The sequence below is a fragment of the Pseudomonas sp. S2_H10 genome, from assembly GCF_054668285.1.
In genome coordinates this window covers 1,449,455-1,471,165 of sequence record NZ_CP162754.1, presented here as the reverse complement: position 1 = coordinate 1,471,165, position 21,711 = coordinate 1,449,455, and the positions used below count along the sequence as shown (strand labels likewise).

At 61.4% G+C, this 21,711-nt stretch carries 15 protein-coding genes; 6 read left to right on the top strand and 9 right to left on the bottom strand.

The features are described from left to right. Positions 1-57 precede the first annotated feature (57 nt). Complete coding sequence (locus AB4O16_RS06480) at positions 58-705, top strand: LexA family protein (RefSeq protein WP_160389221.1); 648 nt, start codon at positions 58-60, stop codon at positions 703-705. Positions 706-744: 39 nt separating this feature from the next. Here the strand turns inward: AB4O16_RS06480 and AB4O16_RS06475 are convergent, their stop codons facing one another. Genes AB4O16_RS06475 through AB4O16_RS06460 form a run of 4 tightly spaced genes read right to left on the bottom strand, consistent with a single transcriptional unit; the run spans position 745 to position 6,309 of the window. After that, complete coding sequence (locus tag AB4O16_RS06475; RefSeq protein ID WP_460157332.1) at positions 745-2,700, bottom strand: acetyl/propionyl/methylcrotonyl-CoA carboxylase subunit alpha; 1,956 nt, start codon at positions 2,698-2,700, stop codon at positions 745-747. Then, entirely contained in the window at positions 2,700-3,512 is an 813-nt protein-coding gene (locus tag AB4O16_RS06470) for a gamma-carboxygeranoyl-CoA hydratase (RefSeq protein WP_160389223.1), read from the bottom strand. Before AB4O16_RS06470 ends, AB4O16_RS06475 begins: the two co-directional genes overlap by 1 nt. Positions 3,513-3,525: 13 nt before the next feature. After that, positions 3,526-5,133 (bottom strand): carboxyl transferase domain-containing protein, encoded by a 1,608-nt coding sequence (locus AB4O16_RS06465; RefSeq protein ID WP_223589102.1) that lies wholly within the window; start codon positions 5,131-5,133, stop codon positions 3,526-3,528. 12 nt (positions 5,134-5,145) lie between these two features. Continuing rightward, the gene (locus AB4O16_RS06460; RefSeq protein WP_007946948.1) at positions 5,146-6,309 is read right to left on the bottom strand and encodes an isovaleryl-CoA dehydrogenase; all 1,164 of its coding nucleotides are present in this window, start codon (positions 6,307-6,309) and stop codon (positions 5,146-5,148) included. A 250-nt stretch (positions 6,310-6,559) separates the two neighbouring features. Between AB4O16_RS06460 and AB4O16_RS06455 the strand changes: the two genes are divergently transcribed. Then, positions 6,560-8,257: an AMP-binding protein gene (locus AB4O16_RS06455; protein ID WP_160389225.1), complete on the top strand. Its 1,698-nt coding sequence runs from the start codon at positions 6,560-6,562 to the stop codon at positions 8,255-8,257. A 692-nt stretch (positions 8,258-8,949) separates the two neighbouring features. Here AB4O16_RS06455 and AB4O16_RS06450 read toward each other — a convergent pair. The 3 genes from AB4O16_RS06450 to AB4O16_RS06440 form a co-directional block, all read right to left on the bottom strand. Further along, positions 8,950-9,849, bottom strand: a complete 900-nt coding sequence (locus AB4O16_RS06450) for a hydroxymethylglutaryl-CoA lyase (RefSeq protein WP_460157331.1) — start codon at positions 9,847-9,849, stop codon at positions 8,950-8,952. Positions 9,850-10,003: 154 nt separating this feature from the next. Next, positions 10,004-10,405: a MerR family transcriptional regulator gene (locus tag AB4O16_RS06445; RefSeq protein ID WP_460157330.1), complete on the bottom strand. Its 402-nt coding sequence runs from the start codon at positions 10,403-10,405 to the stop codon at positions 10,004-10,006. Between the two features lie 219 nt (positions 10,406-10,624). Continuing rightward, a complete protein-coding gene (locus AB4O16_RS06440) occupies positions 10,625-11,554 on the bottom strand; it encodes a LysR family transcriptional regulator (protein WP_160389227.1) in 930 nt (309 codons plus the stop codon). Between the two features lie 165 nt (positions 11,555-11,719). Here AB4O16_RS06440 and AB4O16_RS06435 point away from each other — a divergent pair, with 165 nt between their 5' ends. Beyond that, complete coding sequence (locus AB4O16_RS06435; protein ID WP_008053616.1) at positions 11,720-12,949, top strand: acyl-CoA dehydrogenase; 1,230 nt, start codon at positions 11,720-11,722, stop codon at positions 12,947-12,949. A gap of 106 nt (positions 12,950-13,055) precedes the next feature. Here the strand turns inward: AB4O16_RS06435 and AB4O16_RS06430 are convergent, their stop codons facing one another. Further along, positions 13,056-14,396, bottom strand: a complete 1,341-nt coding sequence (locus AB4O16_RS06430; RefSeq protein ID WP_160389228.1) for a phosphate ABC transporter substrate-binding/OmpA family protein — start codon at positions 14,394-14,396, stop codon at positions 13,056-13,058. Positions 14,397-14,477: 81 nt separating this feature from the next. Beyond that, positions 14,478-15,290: an exodeoxyribonuclease III gene (gene xthA / locus AB4O16_RS06425; RefSeq protein ID WP_160389229.1), complete on the bottom strand. Its 813-nt coding sequence runs from the start codon at positions 15,288-15,290 to the stop codon at positions 14,478-14,480. Positions 15,291-15,507: 217 nt separating this feature from the next. Between xthA and AB4O16_RS06420 the strand changes: the two genes are divergently transcribed. The 3 genes from AB4O16_RS06420 to AB4O16_RS06410 all read left to right on the top strand — a co-directional run bounded on the left by AB4O16_RS06420 (position 15,508) and on the right by AB4O16_RS06410 (position 21,616). Continuing rightward, on the top strand, positions 15,508-16,158 hold the full coding sequence (locus AB4O16_RS06420; protein ID WP_160389230.1) for a GNAT family N-acetyltransferase: 651 nt from the start codon (positions 15,508-15,510) through the stop codon (positions 16,156-16,158). A 65-nt stretch (positions 16,159-16,223) separates the two neighbouring features. Beyond that, positions 16,224-17,951 carry an autotransporter assembly complex protein TamA gene (locus tag AB4O16_RS06415; RefSeq protein WP_460157329.1) on the top strand — a complete coding sequence of 576 codons (1,728 nt, stop codon included), beginning with the start codon at positions 16,224-16,226 and terminating at the stop codon, positions 17,949-17,951. Next, positions 17,948-21,616: a translocation/assembly module TamB domain-containing protein gene (locus tag AB4O16_RS06410; RefSeq protein WP_460157328.1), complete on the top strand. Its 3,669-nt coding sequence runs from the start codon at positions 17,948-17,950 to the stop codon at positions 21,614-21,616. Before AB4O16_RS06415 ends, AB4O16_RS06410 begins: the two co-directional genes overlap by 4 nt. The last annotated feature ends 95 nt before the right edge of the window (positions 21,617-21,711 follow it).

Sequence of the window (21,711 nt, the reverse complement as noted above, 5' to 3'; positions counted from 1 at the left end):
ATTAAATACTACAATATGTGTTTTGATGGCCGGAGTCGCCCACGTATCGTGCCGCACATGGATAAATGGATTGAATTGGTCAAGGCCAAGATGAGTGAACTCAAAATCACTCAAGAGATACTCGCCGAGCGCCTCGGGATGTCCCAGGGCGGCATTGGCCACTGGCTCAACAAGCGTCGTGAACCCGGCATCGAAGACATGAACCGTGTCCTGCGGGCGCTGGGTCTCGAGTTTCTCGAAGTGGCGCTGGTGATCCGGGAACCGCTGGCGTCCACGGACGACGAACTGCCCCTGACTCAGAAGTACAACCCGTACTTTCGCTACCCCGTCAGTGACTGGCGCGAACCCGCGCAGGTGCGCGACGGTGAGCTCCCGGCGTATGCAAAAGAGCAGTTTGAACTGTCCGATTACCATGCCCGCGGGGCGGCGTACTGGTTGAGAGTGGCCGGTGACGCGATGACCGCGCCCAATGGCATCAGCATCCCGGAAGGCATGCTGATTCTGGTCGACCCGGCCGTGGAAGCCGTGCCTGGCAAACTGGTCATTGCCCAGTGGCCGGACAGCACCGAAGCCACGTTTCGCAAACTGATCGAAGAGGGCGGGCAGCGTTATCTGGTCCCGCTCAATCCGACGTATCCGAAAGCCTTGTATACCGACGAATGTCGAATCATCGGCGTCGTGGTTCAGGCAACTGCCAGGTTCTGATCAGATCGGTCCTCGCGATGCGTAGGACCGATCTTCATTTCATGCTTCTTCCAGTTCGACCAGCGCACTGCCTTCGCTGACCATCTCGCCTTCCTGGCAATACAGTGCCTTGATCACACCGGCATGGGGCGCGCGGATGCTGTGCTCCATCTTCATCGCTTCAAGTACCACCAATTGCGCTCCGGCTTCGACCGATTGTCCGGCCTCCACCAGCACGCGGACGATGCTGCCGTTCATCGGTGCGGTGAGCCCGCCCTGATGGCTGTGGCTGGCCTCGACGGCGCTGATCGGGTCGTAAGACTCGATACGGCGCAATTCGCCATCCCACTGCAGATACACATGCTCGCCACGGCGGATTGCGCGGTGTTGACGGCGCACACCTGCGTGCTCGGTCAGCAGTTGCTCGCCCTTGAGCCGTGCGCTGTGGGCATCGATGTCGCCCAGCGTCAGCGCATGGTCCTGGCCTTCACAACTCAAGTGAAGGGTGATCTCTCTCGGCAAACCGGCACGCAGCCCGTTCGGCGCCGCCCATGGCGAACTCGGGTCATCGGCACGGGTAACAGGCAGCTGGCTCTGGGCAAACGCCTGGGCGGCGGCTTGCCAGAAATCATCGCTGAGTTGCGCTGGCGCCGGCAGCAACTGTTCCTGATAGCGCGGAATGAAGCCGGTATCGAGTTCGGCAGCGGCGAACGCCGGATGAGCGATAATGCGCCGCAGGAAATTGATGTTGGTCTTCAGACCGCCGATGGCGAACTCGTCGAGCATGCCCAGCAGGCGCAAGCGCGCCTGTTCACGATCCTCGCCCCAGGCAATCAACTTGCCGAGCATCGGGTCATAGAACGGCGAGATTTCGTCGCCTTCTTCAACGCCGCTGTCCACCCGGCGCCCCGGCCCCGGATTGGATTCGCGATACAGCTCGAGGCGGCCGGTCGCCGGCAGGAAATCATTGCCCGGGTCTTCGGCATACAGCCGCACTTCGATCGCGTGACCCACCAGCGGTACCTGGTCCTGAGTCATCGGCAAGGCTTCGCCGCGCGCCACGCGAATCTGCCAGGCGACCAGGTCGAGGCCGGTGATGGCTTCGGTGACCGGGTGTTCGACCTGTAGGCGGGTGTTCATCTCCATGAAGAAGAACTCGCCGCGCGCATCCAGCAAAAACTCCACGGTGCCGGCACCGACATAGCCGATGGCCTGCGCCGAACGCACGGCGGCTTCGCCCATGGCGCGACGCAGTTCCGGGCTCAGGCCCGGCGCCGGGGCTTCTTCGACGACTTTCTGGTGGCGGCGCTGAATCGAGCAGTCGCGTTCGTTGAGGTACAGGCAGTTGCCGTGCTGGTCGGCGAACACCTGGATTTCCACGTGACGTGGCTTGAGCAGGTATTTCTCCACCAGCATCCGCGAATCGCCGAATGACGATAGCGCCTCACGCTGGGCCGAGGCCAGGGCTTCGGCCAGTTGACTGACGTCCTCGACCACCTTCATGCCTTTGCCGCCACCACCCGCTGTGGCCTTGAGCAGCACCGGGTAGCCGATGCGTTCGCAGGCATCGCGGAAGGTGTCGAGGTCTTGAGCCTCGCCGTGATAGCCCGGCACCAGCGGCACGCCAGCGGTTTCCATCAAGGCTTTGGCGGCGGACTTGCTGCCCATGGCGTCGATGGCCGAGGCGGGCGGGCCGAGGAAAATCAGGCCGGCGTTTTCTATGGCGCGGGCGAACCCGGCGTTCTCGGATAAAAAGCCATAGCCGGGGTGAATCGCCTGGGCGCCGCTGGCCTTGGCGGCGGCGATCAGTTTGTCGATCTGCAGGTAGCTGTCGGCGGCTTTGCTGCCACCCAAGTCAACACGAATGTCGGCTTCACGGCTGTGCCGGGCGTCACGGTCGGTGGCGCTGTGCACGGCCGCGGTGGTCAGGCCCAGGGCCTTGGCGGTGCGCATCACCCGGCAGGCGATTTCGCCACGGTTGGCCACCAGCAGGGTGGTGAGGACAGGTGCGCTCATCAACGGGGCTCCTTGGTGGTTTGTGCTTGCCAGCTCGGCGGACGTTTTTGCAGGAAGGCGCGCAGGCCTTCCTGGCCTTCGGGGCTGACGCGAATGCGGGCGATGGCGTTTTCGGTGTAGCGGCGCAATGCCGGGGTCAGTGAGCCGTCGCCGACTTCGCGCAACAGGTCCTTGCTGGCGCGCATCGCGGCCGGACTGTTGAGCAGCAGATTGTCGATCCACTGTTCGACTTTTTGTTCCAGCTCTGCACTTGCGTAGCTCTCCGACAACAGACCGATTTCCCGTGCCCGTTGCCCGCCAAAGCGCTCGGCGGTCAAGGCATAACGACGGGTCGCGCGCTCGCCGATGGCTTGCACCACGAACGGGCTGATCACCGCCGGCGCCAGGCCGATGCGCACTTCCGACAGGCAGAACTGCGCGTCATCGGCACCGATGGCCATGTCGCAGCAACTGATCAGGCCCAGTGCGCCGCCAAAGGCCGCGCCTTGTACCACGGCCAGGGTCGGGACTTTCAGTTTGGCCAGGTTGTACATCAACTCCGCCAGTTCCCGGGCGTCGTCCAGGTTGGTGGCGTAATCGAGTTCGGCCGATTGCTGCATCCAGGCAAGGTCAGCCCCGGCGCTGAAATGCTTGCCGCGACCGCGCACGATCAGGAACCGCAGGCTGGCATCGCTCGCGACCTTGTCGAGGGCGAGGATCAGTTCGCGGATCATTTCGGCATTGAAGGCGTTGTTCTTTTCTTCACGGCTGAGCCACAGCGTGGCAAAACCACGGGGGTCGGTCAGCAGTTCGAGGGTGTTGAAGTCGGTCATGTTTTTCTCCCGATCACATCCGGAACACGCCGAAGCGGCTCGGTTCGATTGGCGCGTTCAACGACGCGGACAAGGCAAGGGCCAATACGTCGCGGGTCTGGGCCGGGTCGATGACACCGTCGTCCCACAGGCGTGCACTGGAGTAGTAGGGGTGACCCTGCTCTTCGTACTGGTCGAGGATCGGTTGCTTGATCTCGGCTTCCTGCTCGGCGCTGAAACCCTGGCCGCTGCGTTCGGCCTGTTCGCGCTTGACCTGCACCAGCACGCCGGCCGCCTGCTCGGCACCCATCACGCCGATGCGCGCGTTCGGCCACATCCACAGGAAACGCGGATCGTAGGCGCGCCCGCACATGCCGTAGTTACCGGCACCGAAACTGCCGCCGATGATCACGGTGAACTTCGGCACCTTGGCGCACGCCACCGCCGTCACCAGTTTCGCGCCATGCTTGGCGATGCCGCCGGCCTCGTATTTCTGGCCGACCATGAAGCCGGTGATGTTCTGCAGGAACAGCAACGGAATGCCGCGCTGACAGGCCAGTTCGATAAAGTGCGCGCCTTTCTGCGCCGCTTCAGCGAAAAGAATGCCGTTGTTGGCGAGGATCGCGATCGGGTAGCCGTGCAGGTAGGCAAAACCGCAAACCAGCGTAGTCCCGAACAGCGCCTTGAATTCGTCGAACACCGACCCGTCCACCAGTCGCGCGATCACTTCGCGCACGTCGAACGGCTGCTTGGCGTCGGCCGGAACCACGCCGTACAACTCGTCGCTGCTGTACAGGGGAGCGATGGGTGTGCGCTGTTGAACTTCGCCTTGCTTGCGCCAGTTGAGGTTGGCGACGCTGCGGCGGGCGAGCGCGAGTGCGTGTTCATCGCTCTCGGCGTAATGGTCGGCCACCCCGGAAATCTTGCAGTGCACATCGGCTCCGCCGAGGTCTTCGGCGCTGACCACTTCACCGGTCGCGGCTTTCACCAGCGGCGGGCCGGCGAGGAAGATCGTCGCTTGTTGACGAACCATGATTGCTTCGTCGGCCATCGCCGGTACATACGCGCCGCCAGCGGTGCAGGAGCCCATGACCACGGCAATCTGCGGAATGCCCATGGCGCTCATGTTGGCCTGGTTGAAGAAGATCCGCCCGAAGTGCTCGCGGTCCGGAAACACTTCATCCTGGCGCGGCAGGTTGGCGCCGCCCGAATCCACCAGATAGATGCACGGCAGGCGATTCTGCTGGGCGATGGTCTGGGCGCGCAGGTGTTTTTTCACCGTCAGCGGGTAGTACGAACCACCTTTTACCGTGGCGTCGTTGGCGACGATCATGCATTCGACGCCCTCCACACGGCCGATCCCGGCAATCACGCCAGCCGCGGGGACGTCCTCGCCATACACCTCGTAGGCCGCAAGCTGGCTGATCTCCAGAAACGGCGAACCCGGATCGAGCAGGCGGTTGATGCGCTCGCGAGGCAGCAGTTTGCCCCGCGAGGTGTGGCGTTCCTGAGCCTTCGGGCCGCCACCTTGCGCCACTTGGGCGAGCAGGGTGTGCAACGCGTCGACCTGCTTGAGCATCGCCGCGCTGTTGGTGGCGAACTCCGCTGAACGGGGGTTGAGCTGGGTATGCAGGGTAGCCATGGACAGCTCCGTTTAGCGGGTTTCGTTGAACAGTTCGCGACCGATCAGCATGCGACGGATCTCACTGGTGCCCGCGCCGATTTCGTACAGCTTGGCGTCACGCAACAGACGGCCGGCCGGGAATTCATTGATGTAGCCGTTGCCGCCGAGAATCTGGATCGCGTCGAGGGCCATTTGCGTGGCGCGTTCGGCGCTGTAGAGGATCACACCGGCGGCGTCCTTGCGCGTGGTTTCGCCGCGCTCGCAAGCCTGGGCTACCGCATACAGGTAAGCGCGGCTGGCGTTGAGTTGGGTGTACATGTCGGCGACCTTGCCCTGGATCAGCTGGAATTCGCCGATGCTCTGGCCGAACTGCTTGCGGTCGTGGATGTACGGCACGATCAGATCCATGCACGCCTGCATGATCCCGGTCGGTCCACCGGAGAGCACGACGCGCTCGTAGTCGAGGCCGCTCATCAGCACTTTCACGCCGCCGTTGAGCACGCCGAGGATGTTTTCTTCCGGCACTTCGACGTCATCGAAGAACAGTTCGCAGGTGTTCGAGCCGCGCATGCCGAGCTTGTCGAACTTGTTGCTGCGGCTGAAGCCTTTCCAGTCGCGCTCGACGATGAAGGCGGTGATGCCGTGAGGGCCCTTTTCCAGGTCGGTCTTGGCGTATATCACGTAGGTGTTGGCGTCCGGACCGTTGGTGATCCAGGTCTTGCTGCCGTTGAGCACGTACTTGTCGCCGCGTTTGTCGGCGCGCAGTTTCATCGACACCACGTCGGAACCGGCATTCGGTTCGCTCATGGCCAGGGCGCCGATGTGCTCGCCGCTGATCAGCTTGGGCAGGTATTTGGATTTCTGCTCGTGGTTGCCGTTGCGGTTGATCTGGTTGACGCACAGGTTGGAGTGAGCACCGTAGGACAACGCCACCGAGGCCGAGCCACGGCTGATTTCTTCCATGGCCACCACGTGGGCCAGGTAACCCAGGCCGGCACCGCCGTACTCTTCCGGCACGGTAATGCCCAGCAGGCCCATGTCGCCGAATTTGCGCCACAGGTCGGCGGGAAACAGGTTGTCGATGTCGATCTGAGCGGCGCGCGGGGCGATCTCTTTGGCGACGAAGGACTGGACCTGATCGCGCAGCATGTCGATGGTTTCACCGAGGGCAAAGTTCAGGGATGGATAGCTCATGGGTCACCTTTTGGCTTTTTTGTAGGGCGGGGAGGGTCGTGATTTGGCTCTCACCTTTACGTTAACGTAAGCCTGTGACGAATGGCTGTCAATCACCCTTTACGTTAACGTCAACTTGGGTGATTCTGTAGGAGTCGAGCTTGCTCGCGATGGACGTCAACGATAACGCGTGTTGTCTGGATAAACGCGGTGCCCTGACGTTCTTCGCGAGCGAGCTCGCTCCTACAAAATAAAGACAATAGGGGTCGTCATGGATCAACCCAGTGCAAGCCCGCAACGCAGTTACACCCGCGGTTCCCAGGACAAAGCCTTGTTGGCGATGACCATCGGCCAGGCGTTCGACAACACGGTCGCGCAATACCCGGACGGGGAGGCGCTGGTTGTGCGCCATCAACAGCTGCGTTACACCTGGCGGCAACTGGCCGAGGCTGCGGACCTGCACGCCAGGGCACTGCTGGCGTTGGGGCTGCAAGCCGGGGACCGCCTCGGTATCTGGGCGCCGAACTGTGCGCAGTGGTGCATCAGCCAGATTGCCACGGCGAAAATCGGTGTGATCCTGGTCAACATCAATCCGGCGTATCGCAGCTCCGAACTCGAATACGTGCTCAAGCAATCCGGTTGCCAATGGCTGGTGTGTGCCGGGGCCTTCAAGACTTCGAACTATCACGCGATGCTGCAAGGGCTGGTGCCGGAGTTGGCAGAGCAGTCCATCGGCAAGTTGCACAGTGAACGGTTGCCGGAGCTGCGTGGCGTCATCAGCCTGGATGCACAGCCGCCGAGCGGTTTCCTGCCTTGGTCGCAACTGGCTGATCTGGCGGGCGGTGTTTCGGTCGAACAACTGCGCGAACGTCAGGACAGCCTGCATTTCGATCAAGCGGTGAACATTCAGTACACCTCCGGCACCACCGGTTTCCCCAAGGGCGCGACCCTCAGTCACTACAACATTCTCAACAACGGTTACATGGTCGGCGAAAGCCTGGGCCTGACGGCGGCCGATCGCCTGGTGATCCCGGTGCCGCTGTATCACTGCTTCGGCATGGTCATGGGCAACCTCGGCTGCATCACCCATGGCAGCACGATGATTTATCCGAACGATGCATTCGATCCGTTGCTGACCCTGGGTACCGTGGCCGACGAAAAGGCCACGGCGCTGTACGGCGTGCCGACCATGTTCATCGCCATGCTCGATCAGCCGCAACGCGCCGAGTTCGACCTGTCGAGCTTGCGCACCGGGATCATGGCGGGCGCAACCTGTCCTATCGAAGTGATGCGTCGGGTCATCAGCGAAATGCACATGAGCGAAGTGCAGATTGCCTACGGGATGACGGAAACCAGTCCGGTGTCGTTGCAGACCGGTCCTGCAGACGACCTGGAACTGCGCGTGACCACCGTCGGCCGCACCCAGCCGCAGCTCGAAAGCAAGATCATCGACGAAGCAGGCAACCTGGTGCCGCGTGGCACCATCGGCGAGCTGTGCACCCGCGGCTACAGCGTGATGCTCGGTTACTGGAACAACCCCGAAGGCACGGCAGGCGCCATCGATCAGGCAGGCTGGATGCACACCGGGGACCTGGCGAGCATGAACGAAGAGGGTTACGTGTGCATTGCCGGGCGCAACAAGGACATGATCATCCGCGGCGGTGAGAATGTTTACCCGCGGGAGCTGGAGGAGTTCTTCTTTACTCACCCGGCCGTGGCCGACGTGCAGGTGATCGGCATTCCTTGCTCGCGCTATGGCGAAGAGATCGTTGCCTGGATCAAGTTCCACCCCGGCCACAGCGCCACCGAGCAGGAACTGCAAGCCTGGTGCAAGGAGCGCATCGCGCACTTCAAGACGCCGCGTTACTTCAAGTTCGTCGAGGAGTTCCCGATGACGGTGACCGGCAAGATCCAGAAATTCCGCATGCGCGAGATCAGCATTGAGGAGTTGCGTAGCAACAAGGCCTGACTCGTTCCCCTGTAGGAGCGAGCTTGCTCGCGAAGAACGTCAACGATAACGCGTGCAGTCTGGAAATACGCGGTGCCCTTGTGTTCTTCGCGAGCGAGCTCGCTCCTACAAAGGGCGGTGGAAATCTCAAATGCCAGACAGCACAAAGGGGAGCCGAAGCTCCCCTTTAATTCTCGTTGCGCGTGCTCTTTTTTTATTATTGAGGGTCGGTCTGTTTTTGTTTTTGGCAACCGTTGCCCTTTACCGCTGTTTTTGGCGATCCCCATTCGGGATCAAGAGCAAACGTATTTTTTTGAGCGCTGATCTACTTTCTCGCTGAGCGATCCAACCGATACGGGAGCTACCTGAAGGTAGTTTTATTATTCTCTGTCCGGTTGCGGGTAACTCCGAAAAGCACCCTGAAAAGCACATCTTCTCCAAAAAAATCTGTTAGCTGCGTCTCTGCCGTGTTGTTTTTGTTATGTCAGAGTCGTTACGTCTTGTTTTTATTAGGGTTGCTGCAATTTTTTTTATTCTTGTTATGCGATAGATATAGCAGGAGGCGTGCCAACTTTTCAAAAGCCTTTAAAATCAAAGGTTTGTAGTTTTGTAGGGTTTTACGCCTCAGGCAAAACCCTACGATTTGTTTCCGTGTTACTCGCTTTCGCCCACGTTTCAGACACAGCGGTAACACCTGGACACACTCAGCGCACTCACTGTGCGCTGCGAGCCCTGGCCACGCGTGAGCCGGTAGGGCGACCCAGTACGGTGCATATCTGTTGACCGGCAACCATCAAGGCGTCGAGGTCGATTCCGCTGTCGATGCCCAGGCCGTTGAGCAGGTAGACCACGTCTTCGGTGGCGACGTTACCGCTGGCGCCCTTGGCATAGGGGCAGCCGCCCAGGCCTGCGATGGAACTGTCGAACACCGAGATGCCTTCCAGCAGGCTGGCATAGATGTTGGCCACAGCCTGACCGTAGGTGTCGTGGAAGTGCCCGGCGAGTTTCTCCCGGGGCACATCCTTCGTGACCACTTCAAACATCTTGCGGGTTGCGCCAGCGGTACCGGTGCCGATGGTGTCCCCCAACGAGACCTCGTAGCAGCCCATGGCATACAGCTCGCGGGCGACCAGGGCGACTTGCTCCGGGGCGACGTTACCTTCATAGGGGCAGCCCAGCACACAGGACACATACCCGCGCACGGTCACCCCCTGTTGCCTGGCGGCATCCATGATCGGCGCGAAACGTTCCAGGCTTTCGCTGATCGAGCAATTGATGTTGCGTTGCGAAAACGCTTCGGATGCCGCCGCGAACACGGCCACTTCCTTGACCCCGGCGGCGAGGGCATCCTCGAAACCGCGCAGGTTGGGCGCGAGCGCGCCATAGACCACACCCGGTTTGCGCTGGATCTGCGCGAACACCTCGGCGGAGCCTGCCATCTGCGGCACCCACTTGGGCGACACGAAACTGCCGACTTCTATATAGCCGAGCCCGGCGGCGGTCAGTGCATCGACCAGTTGCACCTTGTCGGCGACGCTGATGGGTTGGGCTTCATTTTGCAGGCCGTCGCGTGGGCCGACTTCGACAATGCGTACGTGGGTGGGGAGGGGCATGGGGTTCGACCTGTGCTGATTGTCTGAATGAACAGAAAACCCTGTAGGAGCGAGCTTGCTCGCGATGGACTCCCAGGCACCGCGTTTATCCAGCAGACACGCGTTATCGTTAACGACCATCGCGAGCAAGCTCGCTCCTACAAGGGGGCGGGTTTTATTGAATGACTTCCTGGTTCTTGAGCGTCTGCTCCAGCGCCTGCACGCAGCGCTCTTCGGCGGTATCGAGTTCCAGTTTCATCTGTTCGATGTCGAGCATTTGCTGTTCAAGCTGCTCCCGGCGCTCGCTGATTTTCGCCAGCATGCTGTGCAACTGTTTGGTGTTACCGCTGGACGGGTCGTAGAGTTCGATCAGTTCGCGGCATTCGGCCAGCGAGAAACCGATGCGTTTGCCCCGCAGGATCAGCTTCAGGCTGACCTTGTCGCGGGGCGAGTAGATGCGTTCCTGGCCACGGCGTTCGGGGCTGAGCAGGCCTTGTTCTTCATAAAAGCGAATGGCGCGGGTGGTGATGTCGAGCTCGCGGGCGAGATCGGAAATGCTGTAGGTCTGGCTGCTCATGGAAGCGCTCACGAAAGGTCATGGCGCTAAGCTAATGGCAGGTTGACGTTTACGTCAAGGGGCATTGGTTTTCGCTGTTCTTGCAGGCCTCATCGCGGGCAAGCCCGCTCCCACACTGGATCTGTGTCGCTCGTACATGCTGTGAACAGCCCGGCCCCCTGTGGGAGCGAGCTTGCTCCGGGCGGCGTTCCGACGATGGGGGCACCTCGGTATCAAGTACTACACCTTCTCGAGCTTTTTCTCCTGCGCCGTCACCTGCTGGCACAACTCGATCATCTGCTCGCGCATCCAGCGGTTCGCCGGGTCCTGGTCAGTGCTTTCGTGCCAGTAAAGGTGGGTTTCCACCGGCGGCACATCGTTGACCGGCAGATAAAAGGCATGCAGGTCGTTGCGGCGGGCGAAACGTTCCGGCACGGTCATGACCATGTCCGTTTGTTGCAGCACCTGCGAGGCCATCAGGTAATGCTGGGAGCGCAGGGCGATCTTGCGCTGGATGCCCATCTTGCCCAGCGCCAGGTCGACATAGCCCAGGCCGCTGCGGCGGCTGGAGATATGAATGTGGGTCAGGCTCAGGTAGTCATCCAGCGTGAGTTTGTCCTTGCCCGCCAGCGGATGACCCTTGCGCATGGCGCACACATAACGGTCTTCCATCAATTTGACGTGGCGCACCTGCGGGTCGGTATTGAGCGGTGCGTCGACCGCGAAGTCCAGGCGTCCGGCCGCCAGTTCCTTGGTGGTTTCGCGGCGTTTGGACAGGAAGCTTTCGATGATCACCGTCGGTGCCAGGCGGCGCAGGCGCTGGAACAGCGGCGGCAGGATCACCGCTTCAGTGAGGTCGGTCATGCTGATGCGGTAGGTCTTTACCGCTTGCTGCGGGTTGAAAATGCGGCTTTCCTGCACCGACACACGCAGCAGCGAGAGCGCGTTGCGCACCGGGCCGATGATGTTCTGGGCCATGGGCGTCGGCACCATGCCCTGGGCGGTGCGCACGAACAACGGGTCGTTGAAGGTCTCGCGCAACCGGGCCAGCGCGTTCGACACCGCCGGCTGGGTAATGCCCACGATCTGCCCGGCACGGGTCAGGTTGGCTTCGGTGTAGATCGCGTCGAAGACGATGAAAAGGTTGAGATCGACCTTGCTCAGATTCATTACGCGGTTCTCTTGTTATGTGGGCGGGCTGACCATGACGATCAGCCGATCATATATCGGTGATGAATGTTTATACACGCCGAGAATAGGCTAGGTAAATTTTCATGGCTGTTCTAGCATCGATTGCATGATCTAAACAACCTCCCCCAAGAAGGTATCTCGCTCATGGATTTCGCTTATTCGCCCAAGGTTCAGGAACTGCGTGAGCGCGTCACTGCGTTCATGGACACCTACGTCTATCCCGCCGAAGCCGTGTTCGAGCGTCAGGTCGCCGAGGGTGATCGCTGGCAGCCGACCGCGATCATGGAGGAGCTCAAACTCAAGGCCAAGGCCGAGGGGCTGTGGAATTTGTTTCTGCCTGAGTCCGAGCTGGGCGCCGGCCTGACCAACCTCGAATACGCACCGCTGGCGGAAATCATGGGCCGTTCGCTGCTGGGGCCAGAGCCGTTCAACTGCTCGGCACCGGACACCGGCAACATGGAAGTGCTGGTGCGTTACGCCAACGAAGAGCAGAAACAGCGCTGGCTCGAACCTCTGCTGCGCGGTGAAATCCGTTCGGCATTCGCCATGACCGAACCGGACGTTGCATCTTCCGACGCCACCAACATGGCCGCCCGAGCCGTGCGCGATGGTGACGAGTGGGTGATCAACGGCAAGAAATGGTGGACTTCGGGTGCTTGCGACCCACGCTGCAAGATCCTGATCTTCATGGGCCTGAGCAATCCGGACGCGCCACGTCACGCCCAGCACTCGATGATTCTGGTGCCTGTCGATGCGCCGGGCGTGAAGATCGTGCGTCCGCTGCCGGTGTTCGGCTACGACGATGCACCGCATGGTCATGCTGAAGTGCATTTCGAAAACGTCCGGGTACCGTACGAAAACGTCCTGCTGGGCGAAGGCCGCGGCTTCGAAATCGCTCAAGGTCGCCTTGGCCCTGGGCGGATTCACCACTGCATGCGTTCGATCGGCATGGCCGAGCGTGCACTGGAGCTGATGTGCAAACGCTCGGTTAGCCGTACGGCATTCGGCAAACCCCTGGCACGCCTGGGTGGCAACATCGACAAGATCGCCGATTCACGGATGGAGATCGATATGGCACGCCTGCTGACGCTGAAAGCGGCGTACATGATGGACACCGTCGGCAACAAAGTGGCGAAAAGCGAGATCGCGCAGATCAAGGTCGTCGCGCCGAACGTTGCGTTGCGGGTGATCGACCGGGCGATCCAGATTCATGGCGGGGCAGGGGTTTCCAACGATTTCCCGCTGGCCTACATGTACGCGATGCAGCGCACCCTGCGCCTGGCCGACGGCCCGGACGAAGTGCACCGTGCGGCGATCGGCAAGTTTGAAATCGGCAAGTATGTGCCGAAGGAAATGATGCGTAGCGGGCACTGACAGACAGCCGCCCGGACCAAGCCCGCACCCACAAGAACTGCACCGAACCTGTGGGAGCGGGCTTGCCCGCGATGGCGTCAGTCGATCCAGTGCATCAAAAGCAGGTTCAATACACCCAAACCTCAACCCGCCGGTTCTTGATCCTTCCCTCATCGGCGCTATTGGCCGCCACCGGCATTTCGGCACCGAATCCACGGATCTCGCGAAACACCACGCCGTTCTTCACCAACTCCCGCCGTACCGCCATGGCCCGCAGCTTCGACAACAGATCGGCGCGCGCCGGGTCGCTCTTGGCATCGCCAAACCCCACCAGCGTGACCTGGCCATCGACCTTGCCGTGCTGCTTTAAATAGTCGAGCACTCGCGTCAGGTCTTGCCGCGCCTTGTTGTCCAGGCTGGCACTGCCTTCTTCAAAGCGAAAATTCACCGATAACCGCTGGGCATGACGACTGAGGGACTGGTATCCCTCGGGCATCAGCGCATTGGGCGTAACGGCCATGGCCTGGACGGTTTGGGCAATAAAACCGTTGGCGGCGACAATGGCCTGACCCTTGGTGCTCTGTGCAAAGGCCACCAGGGCACTGGCCCAGAGGTTTTTCCCGTTGGGTGGCAGGTAAAGGAACAACCGACGGGACAGCGGATAATCCTCCGTCGCAATCAGGCTGTTGAGCGGCAGCATGGCTTGTGATTGACCATCGACAATGGCCACGGCCTTGGCCTGGCGCACGTAGGGCAGACCGATAAAACCGATGCCTTTCGGGTCTGCGCTGACCGCATCGGACAGCTGTTCGCTGGACTCGAAGCGTTTCGCCGAGCTGCTCAGGGTCTTGCCCCGGCCACTGAGGACCAGTTCCTTGAAGGTGTCGTAAGTCCCGGACTGATCATCGCGCGCATACAGATGAATCGGACCGCCGCGGCCGCCGAGGTCTTCCCAGGTCTTCACCTCGCCACTGAAAATGTGCGCCAGTTGCACGGTGTCGAGTTGATTCAGCGGATTGTCCGGGTGAAGGATGATCGCCAGGCCATCGATGGCGATGACTTGTTCTGCGTTCGGGCTTTTCAGGTCGCCGAGGGACTGCAGGCTGGCCAGTTCGCCGTCCTTGATCGGGCGCGACGAGGCGGCGAGATCGGCGCTGGCTGCTTTCAGTGCAGTGAAACCGGTGCTGGAACCATGGGCTGCCACCTCCACCACGACCCGCCGACCCTCAACGGTTTCGCCGACAATGCGCAATTCGTTGGCGGTGTCCGGGGTTTCGCGATGAATCTTGCGCAGGCCCTGTTCGCTCAGCAAGCCCTCGACCAGCGCCGGTCCCAATGCCGCGCCAATGGTGTTGGAGCCCTGAATGCGCAGTACGGGGCCGTGTTCGGGTGTCGGCAAGTCGCCGGCCGAGACCGCCTGCGGCAAGCCCGTGCACAACATCAACAGGAACAACACGCGCAGCATCATGCCGGCACCTTATATAGCTAAAGGAGGTGCCGGGAGATTAAGTCAGTAAGGTTTCGGAAAAATGACAAATTGCTGAGAGGATCAGCTCAATTCAAGCCAGATCGGCGCATGGTCCGATGGTTTTTCCATGCCGCGCAACTCGTAGTCCACTCCGGCAGCCTTCACCCGTGGCAGCAGGCCATGGGAGGCGAGGATCACGTCGATACGCAGGCCGCGCTTGGGCTCGTCTTCGAAGCCGCGGCTGCGGTAGTCGAACCAGCTGAAGGTGTCGGTCACGTCCGGGTTCAGGTGGCGGAAACTGTCGACCAGGCCCCAGTTCTTCAGGCGGGCCATCCACTCGCGCTCTTCCGGCAGGAAGCTGCATTTACCGGTCTTCAGCCAGCGCTTCATGTTGTCCGGGCCGATGCCGATGTCGCAGTCTTCCGGGGAAATGTTCACATCGCCCATCACCACCAGTGGCTGGTCGTTCTTGAACTGGCTTTCCAGCAATTGCTGCAAGTCGCCGTAGAAACGTTCCTTGGCCGGGAATTTGGTCGGGTGGTCGCGGCTTTCGCCCTGTGGGAAATAACCGTTCATGATGGTCACCGGCACGCCGTTGGCGTCGGCGAAAGTGCCCCAGATGAAGCGTCGCTGGGCGTCTTCTTCGTCGGTGACGAAACCTTTATGCAGGGCCAGCGGCTCCTGGCGCGACAGCAGGGCGACGCCGTAGTGGCCTTTTTGCCCGTGGAAATACACGTGATAACCCAGGGCCTGAACCTCGGCCAGCGGGAACTGTTCGTCGTGGACCTTGGTTTCCTGCAGGCCGATCACATCGGGCTGGTGCTTTTCGATCAGCGCCGCCAGCTGATGGGGACGGGCGCGCAGCCCGTTGATGTTGAAGGAGACGATCTTCATGGTCGGCAGTCCTGGCAAAAGGGCGATGCTAGCTGACATGTGGGAATCGGGCCAGTGTGGGGTAGGGATTTACTCTGTACAGTCAGATCTGTGTCGCTCGCGAAGGCGATTTCATTGCCTACACTGATTTCGGATCTGTAGGGAACTGTGTCAGCGCCGATCAGCTCGTAACAACAAGAGCGCAGCCATTTGAGCTGTGCCGGGGAGATCAACCGTCATGCCCGAAACCTCGACCGCCATCGCCGATATCCACATGCTCGACAGCGGCTACGCCCGCGAAGCGCGTTCTCTTCTGTACCAGGCGTATCGACACGAGCCGACCTTCGGTTATCTGTTCGAAGCCGAACGCCCCGGTTACGAACAGCGGGTTCGCGCCACGGTGCGCGAACTGGTGACCCAGCATTTTCTCCAGGACCTGCCGGCCATCGGCCTGCTGGTCAACGACCGCCTGATCGGCATCGCCCTGATCGCGCCGCCGCAACGTCGTCTTGGCGTCACCGAAAGCTGGGCGTGGCGCCTGCGCATGGTGCTCAGCACAGGATTTCGCTGCACCCGTCGCTACCTCGAGTACCACGCCGCCGTGGAGGCCTGCGTGCCGAACGACTCGGTGCACGTCTTGCCATTGCTCGGGGTTCATCCGCAGTTCCAGGGCCAACATTTCGGCGAGCAACTGTTGCAAGCCGTGCACAACTGGTGCGCCGTGGATGAAAACTCACAGGGCGTGATCCTCGACACCGGCAATCCGCGTTATCTGGAGTTCTACAAGCGTCAGGGGTACGAGGAAATCGGTGAAGTCGCCGTAGGACCGGTGCGCGAGCACGTGTTTTTTCACCCCAATCCCCAGGTGTTACATACAGCAACGGCTTAATCCAAGAACTTTCCGGGCAAGTCAGGCTCTATCACGCTCTCGAGCTCGTGATAGCATCCGCGCCTATGAAGTTTCCAGGAAGAATTACCAGCGGTGTGCTGATGCTGATGACCAGCTGCGCAGCGCTGGCACAAAGTGAATTGGATGTACGGATCAAACCGTCCAATGACGAGCTGAAGGCCAATATTGAAGGCTATATCGGCAGCCTCGGCGATCGCGATGAGGAGGCGCTGCTGCGCTTCAGCCGTGGCGCCGAGGAGCAGGCACGCAAGGCCGCCCAGGCTTTGGGTTATTACCAGCCGCACATCGACAGCGAAGTGAAGGGCGGCGAAAAGCCGCGCCTGGTGCTCACGGTCGATCCCGGCGAGCCGGTGCATCTGCGCAACGTCACGGTACGAGTTGAGGGTCCGGCCGCTTCCCTCAAGGCCTTTCGAGTCCCCAAGAGCGACGCGCTCAAGTCCGGCGCCGTGCTCAATCATGGTCATTACGAGGACGCCAAGCGTCTGATCCAGAACCAGGCTTCGCGTTATGGCTTTTTCAGCGGCTACTTCACCCGTTCAAAACTGTCGGTCGACCCGCGGGCCGGCGTCGCCGATATCGAACTGATCTATGAAAGTGGTCCGCGCTATACCTTGGGCAAGGTCAGTTTCGAGGGCGATACGCCGTTCGACGACGAGCTGCTGCAACGCATGGTGCCGTTCAAGGCCGGTGCGCCCTATGACTCGGAACTGATCGCCGAACTCAATCAGAACCTGCAATCGAGTGGCTACTTCGAAGGCGTGCGCGTGGACGCGGCACCCACGGCATCGAAAGAAGATGTGATCCCGGTGGACGTCAAGCTCGAAACCCGCAAGCCACGGACCATGGGCCTGGGCCTGGGTTTCTCCACCGACGTCGGCCCACGGGCCAAGGCCAACTGGACCCGGCACTGGGTCAACGCGCAAGGGCACAGTTACGGCTGGGAAACCGAAGTCTCGGCGCCGCGGCAAAACGTCGGGCTGTTCTACGACATTCCGCTGGACCCGCCACTGACCGACAAATTGCGTTTTGCCGGCGGCTACCAGAATGAAGAAATCGCCGATAAGGAAAGCCACAGCAAGCTGTTGACCCTAGGCCCCGAGTGGCACAGCAAACTGCCCAGCGGCTGGCAACGGGTGGTTTCGCTGAAGTGGCAGCGCGAGGATTACCAACTGGGCGACGACGCGGGACTCAGTACCTTGCTGATGCCGGGTGTGAGCTACTCGTACCTCAAAAGCGACAACCGCATCGACCCGCACAACGGCTATCGCCTGGCATTCGAATCCAAAGTGGCCAAGGAAGGCCTGGGTTCCGACAGCAACCTGCTCTACGGCACGGCATTGGTCAAAGGCCTGACCACGGTGTTCGATAAACACCGCTTCCTCGGGCGGGTGCAGGTCGGCGGCAGCGCCACCAACGGTTTCAAGTCGGTGCCGCCGTCGTTGCGCTTCTTCGCCGGTGGCGACCAGAGCGTGCGCGGCTACGACTATCAGAGCCTGTCCCCGGAAAACTCCGACGGTGACCGCATCGGTGGCCGCTACATGGTGGCCGCCAGCGCGGAATACCAGTATTCCATCGCCGAAAAATGGCGGGTCGCGACTTTTGTCGATCAGGGCAACTCCTTCAACACACTCGAATTGCCGAACCTCAAGACCGGGGTCGGCATCGGCGTGCGCTGGGTCTCGCCGGTCGGGCCGATCCGGCTGGACCTGGCCCATGCGCTGGACGACGATGGCGGCATTCGACTGCACTTTTCCATGGGGCCTGAGCTGTGAAGCGTGGTTTGAAAGTAACGCTGCTGGCGATAACGGCACTGTTGATGCTGGTTGTCCTGACGCTGGCCACGGTGTTGGGCACGGCGACAGGCAGCCGCTGGGCGCTGGGCTTCGTCCCGGGGCTGACCCTGGACAACTTCCAGGGCCGGCTGGGCCGGCAGTGGAGTGCCGACCGGGTTTTATGGCAGCAGGACAACAACCGGGTTGAACTTGCTCAGGTGATTTTCGCCTGGTCGCCGTTGTGCCTGGCCCGCATGACCCTGTGTATCGAGCAATTGCAGGCCGATCAGGTCAGCCTGACGTTCCCGCCGGGTGCCGAAGAGCCCGACAGCGGCCCGATCACGCTGCCGGAACTGAAGTTGCCATTGGCCATTCAGTTGGGAGACGTCAAGGTCGGCCGGCTGCTGTTCAACGGCAGCGAACAACTCAAGGGCCTGCAACTCGCGGCGCACTGGACCCCTGAGGGTATGCAGATCGATTCCGTGCATTTGCAGCGCGATGACCTGAGCCTGAACCTGTCCGGCTCCCTGCAACCGAGCGGCAACTGGCCACTTACCGCAGAAGGCAAGTTGACCCTGTCTACCCCAGCACCCTGGGATCTGGCACTCAAGATCGACGGCGACCTGCTCAAGACCCTGAACCTCAAAGCCGACAGCAGTGGTTACCTCAACGGCCAACTGAGCGGCGAGCTGCAACCACTGGTGGAAAACCTGCCGGCCAAGGTGCGGATCACCGCCGATGGCTTCAAGGCCAGCGCCGATCTGCCGGACACCCTGCAACTCAATCAACTTGAGCTCACGGGGGCCGGCGACTTGAAGAACGGCTACGCACTGCTCGGCAAAGCCACATTACCCGCCGAGCAAGGGCCGGTCGCCCTGGCGCTGCAGGGCAAGGTCGACGCCAACGGTGCACAGATCGCCGCGCTGGACCTGACCGCCAACGACAAGCAAAGCCTCAAGCTCACAGGGGTTCTGGACTGGAGCAAAGGCCTGAGCGCTCAAGCGAATATCGACTGGCTGGATTTTCCCTGGCACAGGCTCTATCCGCTCATCGACGAGCCGCAGGTAACGCTGCGCACGTTCACCGGCGAAATCTCCTACACCGACGGCAAGTACCTCGGTCATTTCGACGCCGCGGCGGATGGTCCGGCCGGTGCTTTCACCCTGGCCAGCCCGTTCGCCGGCGACCTGACGAAAATCTACCTGCAGCAGATTCAACTCCAGGCCGGGCAGGGCAAGGCCGAAGGGCACCTGAACCTGCAATTTGCCGACGGCATTGCCTGGGACACCGCGCTGGACCTGTCGGCGATCAACCCGGCGTACTGGGTCGCGGAGCTGCCGGGCACCCTCGCCGGGCCGTTGCGCAGCCAGGGCGAGATGAAAAACGAAGTGCTCAGCCTCAATGCCGACCTGGACCTCAAGGGCAAACTGCGCGGTCAGCCAGCGGTGATCCAGGCCAAGGCCGATGGCCGTGGCGAGCAGTGGAACCTCAACGCCCTGCAAGTTCGCCTCGGCGACAACAGCATCACTGGCAAGGGCAGCCTGCAACAGAAACTCGCCGGCCAGATCGATCTGAAGTTGCCGCGCCTGGCGCAGCTCTGGCCAGAGCTGCGCGGCCAACTCAATGGCCGCGTGGATGTCGCCGGCACGCTCAAGGCGCCCCAGGGCAAGCTTGACCTGCAAGGCGCGCAATTGGCTTTCCAGGACAACCGCCTGCAAAGCCTGAACCTGGACGCCACGCTGGACAGCGCGCAACGGGCGCAAATCGACCTCAAGGGCAGCGGCATCCAGGCCGGCGACACCTCGCTGGGAACGCTGACCGCCAGCGGCCAGGGCGATATCAGGAAGCAGAAGCTGAACCTCGACCTGCAAGGGCCGAAATTGAAACTGGCGCTTGGTCTGGACGGTGCGCTCGACCAGGGCAATTGGCGCGGACGCCTGGCCAGCGGTGATATCCAGGCCGGTGGCCAGGACTGGAAGCTGCAAGGGCCGGCGAAACTCGAACGCCTGGCGGATGGCAAGATCAACTTCGGCGCCCATTGCTGGGCCTCCGGCCAAGCCAGCCTGTGCGGTGAAGACTCGCGCCTGATGCCCGAGCCGAAGCTGCGCTATCACCTCAAGCAGTTCCCCATCGACAGTCTTGCGCAGTGGTTGCCGAAGGATTTCGCCTGGCAGGGCCGGCTCAATGCCGACCTGCAACTGGACTTGCCGGCCAGCGGCCCGAACGGCCAGGTCAGTGTCGATGCCGGCGGCGGCACGTTGCGCGTCAAGGATAAGGACCAGTGGCTGGATTTCCCGTACCAGGCCCTGAAACTCACCAGCAAGCTCACGCCCAAACGCATCGACACCGAACTCAATTTCGTCGGTGGCAAGCTCGGGGAGCTGATGGTGCAGGCACAGCTCAATCCGTTGCCGAAGAACAAGCCCGTGACCGGTTCATTCCGCTTGAGCGGGCTGGACCTGTCGGTGGTACGGCCGTTTGTACCCATGGTCGAAAAGCTGGCCGGGCGCCTGAATGGCAGCGGGACGATTTCCGGTGGCCTGCTGGCGCCACAGGTCAATGGCAGTCTGCAACTGAGCGATGGCGTGGTTGCCGGGCCTGAACTGCCGATGGAGCTGCAAAACCTGCACGTTCAAGCGCTCATCGCCGGTGAAAGCGTGCAACTCAACGGCGGCTGGAACAGCGGCAAGGCCGGGCAGGGCAGCCTGAACGGCAACATCGCCTGGGGGCAGGCCATGGTGGTGGATCTGGCGCTCAAGGGCTCGCAGTTACCGGTTACCGTCGAGCCTTACGCCAAGCTGGAAGTCGCACCGGACCTGAAAATCTCGATGAAGGGCGACGAGTTGGCCATCGCTGGCAAAGTGCTGGTACCGAGGGGTGAAATCACCATTCGCGAGTTGCCGCCGTCGACGGTCAAGGTTTCCGATGACACGGTGATCGTCGGACAGCAGACCGAAGAGGGCAAGCCGCCGCTGGCCATGAAGATGGACATTGAAGTGGTGGTCGGCGAGGACAAGCTGAGTTTCACCGGGTTTGGCCTGACGGCGAATGTGCAGGGCCATGTGCACGTCGGCGACAACATGGACACCCGCGGCGAGCAGTGGCTCAACGACGGGCGTTATCGTGCCTACGGCCAGCGGCTTTCGGTACGCCGGGCGCGCCTGCTGTTTGCCGGTCCCATCGACCAGCCATACCTGGACATCGAGGCCATTCGCAAGACCGATGACATCATCGCCGGCATTCGCTTGAGTGGCAGTGCCGAGCAGCCGACCACGCAGATCTTCTCGGAGCCGGCCATGAGTCAGGAGCAAGCGTTGTCCTATCTGGTGCTTGGGCGTCCGCTGAGCACCAATGGCGAAGACAACAACATGCTCGCCCAAGCGGCCCTCGGTCTGGGCTTGATGGGCAGTTCCGGGGTGACCAGCAGCATCGCCAAGAACCTGGGCATCCAGGACTTCCAGCTCGACACCCAGGGCAGTGGCGATGCCACCAGCGTGGTGGCCAGCGGCAATATTTCCGAGAAGCTCAGCCTGCGTTACGGCGTCGGCGTGTTCGAACCGGCCAATACCATTGCCTTGCGCTACAAGCTGAGCAAAAAGGTCTATCTCGAAGCCGCCGGCGGCGTGGCCAGTTCGCTGGACATCTTCTACAAGCGGGATTTCTAGGCTCCCGTTTCCTCTTCAAACCGAGTCGCTGCCATCGCTGGCAAGCCAGCTCCCACAAGGTCCAATGCGATCCTTGTGGGAGCTGGCTTGCCAGC